The following is an 11,918-nucleotide window of genomic DNA, read 5'->3' as shown; positions in this document are numbered from 1 at the left end:
AAAAAGTACGCTTCTTTTTTAGAAACGTACTTTTTATTTTGCTATGAATTAACTATTTTGTCCATTGGTCTTGATCACTTCTTGATACCAATAGAAGCTGTCTTTTTTATAACGGGTCAAACTACCGTCTTGATTTTCGTCTTGATCGATATAAACGAAACCATAACGTTTTTGGTAGCCATTCAACCAGCTTAATAAATCAGTAAATGACCAAGTACAGTAACCTAGCACCTCTGCACCATCACTGATTGCTTCTTTGATTGCATGAACATGGCTTGACAGATAATCGATGCGGTATTGATCATGAATCTGATGATCGTCTGTCAACTTGTCATATTCGCCAAGTCCATTTTCAGTGATCATCACTGGGATCCGATAGCGGCTAGTGATACGGCGTAACGCCACTCGCAACCCTTGAGGATCAATTTCCCAATCCCAATTGGTACGATCAACAAATGGATTTTCGACTTTTTTGAACATACCAGGTGTTCCTGTTTCTTCTGAACTGCCTTTTTCTCCAGTTGTATTCATTTTACCAGCGCCTACCCCATCTAACGGATTTGCTGCGTTAGTGGCAGTTTGGTAATAATTAATCCCTAAGAAATCCGGTTTTGCCGAACGCAACAGTTCCATATCTCCTGGCTCAATCGTTGGCGCGATCCCCTGTTCTTTCAAGAAGTTCATTGCTGCGATCGGATATTCGCCCCATAGGTAGACATCCATCCAATAATGCGCCATCAAATCTTCCGCATTTTCTGCTGCCAAAATATTTTTGGGATCACTGTCGATCGGGTAGTTTGGCGTGTAAGCAAAACTAGGTCCGATTTTACCCGGAATCTCCATCTCATGAAATGTATTGATTACAGAAGCATTGGCTAAGTTGGCAATGTGATTCACTTCATACATCCGCTTTGGATCAGTGACACCTGGCGGATGAGCAGCCAATAAATAACCTAATGAGGTAAACACATTTTGTTCATTCAGACTGACCCAGTATTTGACTTTGCCGCGAAATGCTTCGAAAAGTGTCGCAGCATAATTTGTAAAGTCTTCAATGATTTGGCGAGATTCCCAACCACCGTAAGCTTCTTGCAACGCTTTAGGCAAGTCCCAATGATAGAGCGTAACCATTGGTTCAATTCCTGCTGCAAGCAATTCATCGATCAAAGCCAAATAGAAATCTAGCCCTGCTTGATTGACTTCTCCTCGGCCCTCTGGAAAAATCCGTGTCCAAGCGACAGAAAAGCGGTAGGTTTTCAACCCTTGTTCTTTCATCAATGCCACATCTTCTTTGAATCGATGGTAATGATCGACTGCGACATCCCCATTCGTTCCTTTAAATGTTTTTCCAGGAATGCGCACAAAATCATCCCATACTGATGCGCCTTTCCCATCTTCTTGCCAAGCCCCTTCGACTTGGTACGCTGCAGACGCAGAGCCCCATAAGAAATCTTTGGGGAAATCTTTTAATTGTTTATGAAACACACAGGTTCCCTTCTTTCTTTCGATAATTCAGAATGTTTCCTTTCTAAGTATACCGATAAAAAAGCGGTTTGTCATGGAAACGCTGCATAATTTTGTAACTGCTTGCTTGAAAAAGAAGCAGCTGTGACGAGAGGCCTGCAACAAACTGCCTATCCTAGTCATTGTGTAATTCTGAGATTCAATAAATCTTCGTTGCAACTAGATGCAATACCGATTGTTCTGCTACTATGCTTAGATCTCTAGTCCAGTTGTTAAGCTGCTACTTCATAGATCCTAGCTATTCGTCGTTTATTCATCAAACTGTGCTTGGTAAAGGGCTGCATACGCACCTGCTCTAGCTAATAATTCATCATGAGTCCCTTGTTCGACGATATTACCGTTTTGGACCACTAAAATCACATCTGCGTGACGGATAGTGGAGAGACGATGAGCGATCACAAAGGACGTTTTGCCTTTCATCAGCTCAGTCATTGCCGTTTGGATCAACCCCTCGGTCTGGGTATCGACATTTGATGTGGCTTCATCTAAAATCAAGAGATCCGCATCCAAAAGCATCGCACGAGCAATGGTCAAAAGCTGCTTTTGTCCTTGCGAAATCCCGCCACCATCTTCTGTGATCAGTGTGTCATACCCTTTTGGCAATTGTTGAATGAACTCATGGACATGGGCTGCTTTAGCCGCTGCCTCTACCTCAGCAAGAGTCGCGGATGCTTTACCGTAAGCCAGGTTTTCAAAGACAGTTCCAGTAAATAACCAAGTATCCTGCAGCACCATCGCATAGCTTTTGCGCAAGCTGCTGCGCGTCGCTTTTTTGATGTCCTGTCCATCTAAACGAATCACTCCTTGATCCGGATCATAAAAACGCATCAAGAGATTCACGATCGTGGTCTTACCTGCCCCGGTTGGACCAACGATAGCGACTAAACTGCCTGGGGCAACGTCCAGCGATAGGTCCTTAATGATCATGCGATCCTTTTGATACCCAAAGGAGACATGATCCAATTGGATACGCCCGGTTACTTCTGTAAACTCATAGGCATCAGGAACATCGGAGACTTCCGGTTCTTCATCCAACAAGCGAAAGATCCGTTCTGCTGCTGCCAATGCGGATTGCAAATCGCTAAAGATATTGGCCAGCTCATTGATCGGTCCAGAAAATTTACGAGAGTACAACACGAAGGAGGAGACGCTTCCTAAAGAGAGACGACCGAATAAAAATAGCAGTGCGCCAAAGACACTGATCAGTGACAACGAAACATTGTTGATAAAGTTGATGGACGGTCCCGTCATGCTGCCATAATATTCTGCATTGTAATAAGAGGAAACTGCGGCCTGATTTTTTTCATCAAATCGTTCAATGATCGGTTCTTCTTGGTTATAGATCTTAATCGTTTGCTGACCCGAAAGAATTTCTTCTACAAATCCGTTCAATTCCCCTAGCTTTCGCGAACGACGCCGAAATAATGGCTGAAATTTCTTCATTAAATAACGAGTCAATAGAACCGAGGCAGGCACTGTCACTACAAAAATCAAAACGAGCACTGGAGAGATCAGCAACATCATAATAAACGAACCAATAATGGTGACTAAGCTACTCAGCACTTGGATGGCATCACTAGCTAATGATGTATTGATCGTATCGACATCATAACTGATTCGACTAATGATATCGCCTGTTTGGACACGATCAAAGTAGCCGATCGGCAATTCAGAAATTTTGTCGAAAATCGCTTTGCGCATGGACTGGACGACACGTTGACTCAGACGGATCATCAATAATGAGATCAGATAACTTAACACCGCTGAACAAAGATAAAAAACAATCATCCATCCGCAATAAAAGAAGACCCGGTGAAAAATGACTTTTCCTAGTCCTGGCTGAATCGCATCGATGGCATAACCGGAAAGCAGTGGACCTACTAAGGAAAACAGATTGCTAGCCATCATTAAAACTGCTGATAATAGAAGAAGCCATTTCGTTTCATACAAATAGTGCCAGAGACGCTTCACAGTTTTTTTCGTCTCTTTTGGTTTTTCGGCGACTGTCTTGCTAGGCATTGATTTTCCCTCCTGTCTGTCCATGATAGATTTCCTGATAGATGGTATTCGTCGCCAGTAATGTGGCATGATCGCCGAATCCACTCATGCGGCCATTTTCCAACACAAGAATCTTATCTGCATGCTGGATCGAACTGATTCGTTGTGCAATCAAAATCGTCGTTGTGTCCGCAAATTGTTGTTTAAGTACTTGGCGTAGTTTGGCGTCTGTCTGATAATCCAATGCACTGGCTGAATCATCCAAGACTAAAATTTGTGGTTCACCAGCTAATGCACGGGATAGGAGGACTCGTTGCTTTTGACCACCGCTTAGATTGCTTCCTTTCGCATGAAGTTCATAGGCCAGTTGTTGTGGCAATTGCTGGATAAATTCCTTTGCTTGTGCCCTAGCGGCAGCTTCTTCGATTTGTTCTTTTGAAAAGCGGCGCCCAAAATCAATATTTTCTTCGATCGTATCAGCAAAAAGGATGTCTTTTTGCAAAACAATGCCAAAATATTGGTGCAGCTCTTCGGGATCCAGTGAGCGGATATCACGGCCATTGATGCGGATCTGTCCATTGGTCGGATCGTATAAACGCAGCAGTAAGCGTACAATCGTTGATTTACCACTGCCGGTAGCTCCGATGATTCCTAACGTCTGCCCCTTGACTAGAGAAAAATCGATTTCCTTCAGAACGGACGTACCATCAGGATAAGTAAAAGAAACGTGGTCAAATACAATGTGTGCTTCTTCGTCTCTTGCCGGAAGGGGAACGACCTTCATATCCTGCGGCAGGCGCAGTACAGCTTGAATACGGTCTGCGGAAGCCAAACCTTTTGAGACGATCACGAAAATTCGCGTGATGCTTAACATCGCATTGAGAATAATCGTAAAGTAGGTGAGAAAAGCAATAATCACCCCTGGCTGCGTCAACCCGGCATTCACCCGATAAGCACTCACTAAAATCACCAATGTCAATCCCGCATTCAGAAAAAAATCCATTAAAGGTGGTGTGGCAGCCATCGTCCGATTCGCCCTTGTTTCTGCCGCAACGACTGACTGATTGACTCGCTGAAATCGTTGTTTTTCATAGTCTGCTTTCGATAATGCTTTGATCACACGAGCACCCGTCACATTTTCCCGGACGGTGCGAACTAGCGTGTCTACTCGCTTTTGCAATTGGGCAAACAAAGGAATCCCTCGCTTAGAAATAATAACGGCGGCAACTAATGTGAATGGTAAAACTCCAACTAATACGAGTGTCAGCACCGGATCTAAGGTTGCTGTGATCAACACTCCTCCTAATAAGAGGATCGGCGCCCGAATGCCAAGTCGTTGGATCATGCCTACCGTTTGATGAATATTGTAAGTATCCGTAGTCAACCGCGAAACCAGCGAAGGGATACCGACTTGTTCGATCTGCGGAATCGATAAATAGGCCACTTTGGCAAAAAGATCATGACGTATGTTGCCAGTAGCGTCTCTGGCAACACTGGAAGCCATCCGATTGGCAAGAATATTGGTTACAACAGCAATCACAGAACACAGCAGCATCACACCACCCCACAAGAAAATGGCGGAAACATTTTTTGTAGGAATGATTGCATCAATGATATAGGCTAAGATCCATGGCAACAGCAGATCCATCAAAGACCCAAAAAACTTGATACTGACCCCGAGAGACATACGCCCAATATACGGGTGCAAATATTTTTTTAGTAACTTCACTGAACCTCATCTTCTTTCTTTAAAGCACGCTGTGAGTTTTCTTTTACTAGTTGCAAATCTGCCAGCAATTTTTGCTGTTCTGCTTCAGAAAACCCTTCTAAGACTTGTTCGTTCCACTGCTTCAACAATTGTTGGAGGATAGGTTGCATCGCCAAGGCTTTTTCAGTTGGATAAATAAGCTGTCGCCGCCCATCCAAACTGCTCGTTTGCCGACGAACATACCCTTTTTCTTCTAAGACTGCTAATTGGCGAGCAACATTGCTTTTATTGACAAAAATCAACTGACCTAAAGCTTCTTGACTGATCCCAGGGTTACGACAGACATTTAAAATGTACGTATGATGCATGGGACCTAACCCATATTTTTTTAGTTCCCTTTCCCGGTACAATGCGGCTAAACGGGCAATGTGGTTGATTGAACGAATGATTGACTCCATAATTTTTCTCCTTTACATGCAGTAAGGTAAATACAGTAGGTTCAGTATAAAGATAATTAGTTGCGCACGCAACTAATTTCCTAAAAATTTTTTTACTTAAAAAATCTTAAGCGAAAAAGAAGCAGCTAAAGTGTTGCACACCACAGCTGCTTCTTTTTCGTTTAAGTCCGTTAATCATTCATTGCTGTCTACAAAAAAGCCGTCGACAACCGTTCTCTTGATCATTTTTGGCGTCTAACTGCAGCAAACAGCTGCCGTTTTTTCCAAAGAAAACCGAGAGCCAATAAGACCCATGCAGCCATTGTCAACCACAGTCCCCAGTCAAAATACCACGGCGCATCATAATCCACGATCAGCTCGTTGAGCCCTGTCTGTTGCTTAACAGTCACTGCCCCTATCGTACTCACTTTGATGTCAGAACGCTTCAATGGCTGTCCGTTAAGCTGTAAGGTCGTTCGTTGGTAATTGATGACCGGCAACGCCTTCCAGCTAGAATCTTCTCCTTGCCAGCGCAAAATCAACTGTCCATTAACAACCGCTTTTTGCACTATCGTATTCTGCTTGATGATTTGTTCCCCGTAAGCATCGTATTTATTTTCCTTTGTGTCACGATAGATGGGAACATAATCGGGGGTTGACCGTTGGAACAGCACCAGTGCCTTCGCTTTGTCTGGACTGAAATAAGCCTCTTTCAGCGTCTGCTGATCAGAAACAAACAGATAGGAGTGGTTTCTGATTTTCACCGCGGAATCGCTGTATTGCCACTCACTCATCTTGGTACTGGTTTGAAACATAATCTGGCCCACACTGACAACTAAAAGCAAAATCAGCCAAATCGGCCGATTCAGACGGCTATCCGCTAAATAGGGCCGCAAAAGACACAAGCCTGCAAGAATCAGCACTGTCGCAGGAACAAAAAAGCGAAACGGAAATTGAATCAGTTCAATCAATGGATTTTCGAGACTAGATAACCATTGCCATGGCAAATAGTTAGACGATAACAGGAAAAAAATACCGGCAACGACAGTCAACAGCTTCAATCCATTGGGGATCTCTTGCCATTTTTTTAAAGCTCCGGCAAAAAATAGCCCACAGACCAATGGGAAAAGGTAGGGCGATGTCCACCAGTAACTGCTGGTACCCGTAATCGTATTTCGCTCCATGTGGTGATTGACGAATGGTGGCAGTAACTGATTGCTTTGATAAAGATCAAGCATTGCCAGCCAAATATTGGCAGTCAACAGCAGAAAAATTCCAATGGCGGCGAATAAATGAAGCAAGAGCCGCTTTTTACCTTGGCTTTTCAAAAAAGTGCGCAAAAAGAAAGGGATATAGATCAAAACCAATAAAATACTCGAAAAAACATGGATTTGAAACAGCGCAGCTACTGACACGCCCACAGCAAACGGACGGATCCGTTGAAAGCGCGTCATATCGATCAATGGAATGAAACAAAAAGGCAATATTGCTGCTCCCCAAGCCGAAAACCCTTGTCGTTCGACCCAATATTGGATCGAATACGTGGTCATAAAAAGGATGCCCATGCCTACAGATAACCAGCCCGAAACTTTCAATTTTCGCAGTAACGTGTACATTGATGTTCCTGCCAAAAGGTACAGCAATCCATTTGATAAGAGTTGGTATTGGAACCAAGAACGACTGATCAAAACTAATAATCCTTGAAAATAGGCAAAAAATGGTCCATACAATGCATTGACGATCCGACCAGATTGCTGAAAACCATAAATGGAAAGAAAGTATTGATAGTTTCCTTCTTTGATTTGCTGACTCGTCTCATAAAAACGATTAAAATGAAAGACGGCGTCCGAACCTAAAATCAAGCCACGACCGAACAATTGCGGCAACAATAGCAGCATACTTACACAGAAAATAACGAGCAATTGCAGAACTGTCGGCTTGAATAAAACTGTTTTTTTCACTAAATGACCTCCTTGCAAAACAGTTCTTATTTTTTAGAATAACAGAATTGTCGGATAAGGTAAAAAATAAGCCTTTTTGAAAAGGGTATCATTGTAAAAATTTAATGAAGCGTCCCCTAATGGGAGTTAAATTCAACTACACACAGAAAAATGACAGGTTCAATAACCTTTTATGATAATTTTTTTAGAAAGAGTAGTGATGTAGTGCTTCAACGCAATAAAAAAGTCGCAAACCCAATGTTTGCGACTTTGCCCGGCTGAAAGCAGCATGTCGTTGTTTTTTCTATATACATACTTGCTTTTGCTACCGTCAGCAAGCTGGTGGTAGACTTGATCAAGCAGATTGGGTAATGGCCTGCCAACTTTCTAATAACTCGCTCAGCAGTTCCGCAACAGCTTGGGCAGGAGCCACTTCTTTTTTGATATTGGCTTCAATCAGCTGCTGATACATGTATTCATACAACGTTGCAAGACCTTCAGCAATCTCACCGCCTTGTTTTTCGTCTAACGACGTACGCAGCTCCAACAAAATATTTTGTGTTTTTATAAAGTATTCATGGGCTTTTGCTAGTTCTTGTTTTTCAATCGCTAACTGGGCCAACTTGATATTCTTGATTGCTGCCTGCAAAAGCATTTCGATCAATTTGTTAGGAGACGCGCTCATCACTTGATTCTTTAAATAATTTGATTGCATTTGCTGATAATTCATTTTCTTTCCCTCACTAATAGTCGAATTCGACAAATCCAGCAACATCTTCCTGCTGCAGATAGGTTTTTACCAAATTATTTTGTCGATTCAAACGTCCCAGTTCTTGTTTGATCAGTGTTTGTTGTGCTTGCACTTGTGTAAGAAATGTTTGATACGCAGCCACGACCTTTTCAACTAGGGCTTGTGTCTGTTTTGTGCGATTCGGACTATCTGTCAGAGTTGCTAAAAGCTCAGCATTGGTTGCCAGCAGTACTTCTGCTTGCTCCACTTCACCGTTCCAATCCGTCAACCCTTGTAAAATCCGTGTTAATCGTTCGTCCAGTGTAGGCAGGCTATTTTCCATTCCACTCTTCCTCTCTTACTCTGATTGTCCAGAATTATTTAGATGAGAATTGACTAGCTAAGTATTCTAACTGGCTCTCAGCTTGCATCATTGCTTCATCAAGTTTGGTAAACATCGTGATATACCGATCTCTTTTCATCTCTAAAATCTTGTCAAAACGTGTGATTTGCTTGTTCAGATCTTTGATGGTGGAATCATAGGTGGCTGATTTTGTAGCGATGACCCCTTTATTGGTAGAAGTATTAACAACATAACTATTGACTAACTCCTTGATCGCTAATGTATAGCCAGATTCTGTCGTTGATGTGGTCCCGTCGCTGTCTTTGCTTTTGGTCTTTTCATAAAAGAAATCTTTGATCGCTGAAGGATCTTCTTCTAAAGCTTTCTTAAATTTCTCACTATCAAAGCCTAAAGTGCCGTTATTGTCGATTGTCGAAATTCCCAGATCATTCGGTTTTAGATCTGAACCTTTGACAGAAGGGATCGTGATCAAATTACGTAATTGGGTTTGAAGCCGAGTCAGCGCAGTATCCCCAGCCAACGCACCCGTCTTGTTGTTTTCACTGCTAGGATCACCAACAGATAGATTTTCACCAATAAAGCTCATTAAGCTGTTGTATTGATCAACTAATCCTTGTACCGCATCTACCAATTTGGAAGTGTCGTTGGTCAAAGATACTTTTACGGATTCGTCGCTGACCTTGGATAGCGTCAGTGTTGCACCATCGATTACGTCGCTGACCGTGTTGCTGTCACGAGTGATCTCCATACCGTCTAACTCAAAAATAGCTGATTGCCCTTGCGTCGTTTTCGCAGTGGAACCGATCCCTAGACTTTCTGCAACATCACCAGAGATAGTAAAATTTTTGTCCCCCATTTTAGTATTGGTCAATACTAACTGGTTATCGATAATATTGGCACTCACAGAGGAATTTTTGCTTTGTTTATTGATTTTATCTGCAATGTCTTTTAGTGAGTCTTCACTAGTGATCTCAATGTCTACCGTGATAGGATTGCCGTCTTTATCTACTTCGGAACTTGTCAAAGAAAGCGTGCCTTCGACATTCAATGCAGCTTTGCTATTATCAGTAACTTTCGTTCCTGTTACTTTAGTAGCAGTAGCTAACTGCTTTACCTTTAGATCGTAGGAACCTTCCAATGCTTCGGCTGTTCCTGAGATAGACGCTATCCCACTGTTTGACGACGCTGCTTTCTTCGTTTGAAATGCCTCGTCTTTTTGCAGGGCATCGATTTTGTTCAAAAAGTTGGTCAAACGAGTGCTGATGTCGCTCCAGGCAGTCTTTTGCGAGTTGATGGTTTTGATTTGATTCTGGGCGCGGGTTTTATTAATGGCATCTGCTGCCAATAAACTTTCGATATCTTCTGCAGTGATCCCCGAATAACTCCCTAATGTCGTACTGATTCCTGAAGCACTTGTAATACTTGCCATTTCCTCATCCCTTTCTAGTGCGCAACCTTTCAAAGACTTCAGAGATCTATTCTCTAAAGTCTTCAATTACGCTGATCATCTGTTGCACCATAGTGGCGGGCTTTCCAACAAGTTGTTCACTTTTCCTGATTTGGACGATATTCTTCAAAAGCTGTGGTGCAGACAACAGCGACCATCCAGTCAACTAGCGTTTCACACTGGACCAGCTCTGTGAATTTGCTTGTTTGGTGCCTCTTGATTATGTGAGCGGTCATCCAGCGACCGATGTTCTTAGTGGTGCTATGTAAAGCCAAGGACCTTGCTTCCCCGTCTGGTCCTTGGCTGTGATTTCCCCAAAATTATTGAAGTAAGCTCAATACGCTGTTTGGCATTGAATTTGCTTGTGCCAACATAGAAGTTGCTGCTTGAGAAAGGATGTTGCTCTTAGTAAAGCTCATCATTTCTTGCGCCATGTCAACGTCACGGATACGTGAGTTTGCTTCAGAAAGGTTTTCTTGCGTTGTACCCAAGTTGTTGATTGTGTGTTCTAGACGGTTTTGAGCCGCACCTAGGTCCGCACGTTGTGCAGAAACAGTTTTGATGGCTTCATCGATTTTGCTGACTGTGCTGTTTTTAGAAGCTTCTTCAACTTCTGTCTTAGCCGTTGCGATAGCTGTTTGGCCATTAGTAGAAGCTTTAAAAGTTTCTAAAGCTGCATCATATGTTTTTTGTGCTGCTGCTTTTGCAGTATCATCAGCCGCATTTTCAATTGCATCTTTAAGTTCTGCAGCTGTTTTACCAGCTGATGCATCAATTTTACCGTCAGCATCATACTTATCTGAATTAGCTGCATCTAAAAAGGCCGTTTCAACTTTTTTAGCAATTTCAGATTCAGCATCTTTTGCTTCCTCAAGTTTTAAAGCGTCTACGCCTAATGCCTTGGCACCCATATCACCGATTTTTACGCTCATTGTTTGGTTCGCATTGGCACCGATTTGGAAGATGAAAGAAGCTTTTTCACCACTTTCTCCACCTTTTAATAAGCTCTTAGTATTGAATTCTGTCGTTGTACTGATACGATCGATTTCGTCAGACAAAGCAGAAAATTCTTTTGAGATTGCTTCACGGTCATCTGTACTCAAAGTTCCGTTTGAACTTTGAACTGCTAGATCACGCATACGGCCTAAGATGCTGTGGGTTTCATTCAATGCACCTTCAGCTGTTTGAATCAATGAGATACCATCTTGTGCATTGCTTTTCGCTTGAGACAATCCACCGATTTGGCCTTTCATTTTTTCAGAGATTGCTAGTCCGGCCGCATCGTCGCCGGCTTTGTTGATACGCATACCTGAAGATAGTTTTGATAAAGAGTTGCTTTTAGAAGCATTTGCTGCTGTTAAACGAGAGTAAGTGTTTAACGCAGACACGTTTGTATTGATTCTCATTTGATTATTCCTCCTAATTTTTCGCTAAGGTTTCCCTCTGTTTATATGTATCGGAAGAAAAAACCGTTAGTTAAGATAGGGAAATAAAAAAAATCAAAAAAAATTTATGCTCCGTATAAACAGCTGCTCTTGAACAAGAGAAACCCACGTTCATTCTTGGTAAACGATAGGATCTAAGAAATCATCTTCTATTGCTCCAGCTATCGTGGGAGTTATTCTTATCCAATCTGGCAATAAAACTGCTATAGTCAACCATCAAAAAAACATCTTAAACAAAAAACTCTACTTAGCTATTCGTAAATTGCAGCGGAGCATAGCCGCCTGCAACTTCCTTTTCTAAGTAGAGTCCATAGAGTTTGTTGTT

The 11,918-nt window shown here is 42.4% G+C and carries 9 protein-coding genes; all 9 read right to left on the bottom strand.

Going from position 1 to position 11,918, the window contains the following annotated elements:
- Positions 1 to 48: 48 nt before the first annotated feature.
- Positions 49 to 1,485, bottom strand: coding sequence for a glycoside hydrolase family 1 protein (locus IGJ28_RS03060; protein WP_060813651.1), 1,437 nt, complete (start codon positions 1,483 to 1,485; stop codon positions 49 to 51).
- Between the two features lie 288 nt (positions 1,486 to 1,773).
- Entirely contained in the window at positions 1,774 to 3,543 is a 1,770-nt protein-coding gene (locus IGJ28_RS03055; protein WP_287036358.1) for an ABC transporter ATP-binding protein, read from the bottom strand.
- Complete coding sequence (locus IGJ28_RS03050; protein WP_252712070.1) at positions 3,536 to 5,251, bottom strand: ABC transporter ATP-binding protein; 1,716 nt, start codon at positions 5,249 to 5,251, stop codon at positions 3,536 to 3,538. The genes IGJ28_RS03055 and IGJ28_RS03050 overlap by 8 nt, the downstream gene beginning before the upstream one ends.
- The gene (locus IGJ28_RS03045; protein WP_438845131.1) at positions 5,248 to 5,688 is read right to left on the bottom strand and encodes a MarR family winged helix-turn-helix transcriptional regulator; all 441 of its coding nucleotides are present in this window, start codon (positions 5,686 to 5,688) and stop codon (positions 5,248 to 5,250) included. The genes IGJ28_RS03050 and IGJ28_RS03045 overlap by 4 nt, the downstream gene beginning before the upstream one ends.
- A 221-nt stretch (positions 5,689 to 5,909) precedes the next feature.
- Positions 5,910 to 7,628, bottom strand: a complete 1,719-nt coding sequence (locus IGJ28_RS03040; protein WP_438845130.1) for a hypothetical protein — start codon at positions 7,626 to 7,628, stop codon at positions 5,910 to 5,912.
- A 334-nt stretch (positions 7,629 to 7,962) separates the two neighbouring features.
- Positions 7,963 to 8,337 (bottom strand): flagellar export chaperone FliS, encoded by a 375-nt coding sequence (fliS, locus tag IGJ28_RS03035; RefSeq protein WP_113848979.1) that lies wholly within the window; start codon positions 8,335 to 8,337, stop codon positions 7,963 to 7,965.
- 13 nt (positions 8,338 to 8,350) lie between these two features.
- The gene (locus tag IGJ28_RS03030) at positions 8,351 to 8,680 is read right to left on the bottom strand and encodes a hypothetical protein (RefSeq protein WP_103300681.1); all 330 of its coding nucleotides are present in this window, start codon (positions 8,678 to 8,680) and stop codon (positions 8,351 to 8,353) included.
- 34 nt (positions 8,681 to 8,714) lie between these two features.
- Positions 8,715 to 10,130 (bottom strand): flagellar filament capping protein FliD, encoded by a 1,416-nt coding sequence (fliD, locus tag IGJ28_RS03025; protein WP_081131819.1) that lies wholly within the window; start codon positions 10,128 to 10,130, stop codon positions 8,715 to 8,717.
- Positions 10,131 to 10,468: 338 nt separating this feature from the next.
- Complete coding sequence (locus tag IGJ28_RS03020; protein ID WP_103300682.1) at positions 10,469 to 11,554, bottom strand: flagellin N-terminal helical domain-containing protein; 1,086 nt, start codon at positions 11,552 to 11,554, stop codon at positions 10,469 to 10,471.
- Positions 11,555 to 11,918 lie beyond the last annotated feature (364 nt).

Origin of the sequence: Enterococcus sp. AZ091 (assembly GCF_051714805.1) — a bacterium.
GTDB lineage: Bacteria > Bacillota > Bacilli > Lactobacillales > Enterococcaceae > Enterococcus_D > Enterococcus_D gallinarum.
Note: the sequence above shows the minus strand (reverse complement) of the source record. Positions and strands in the feature narration are given on the sequence as shown.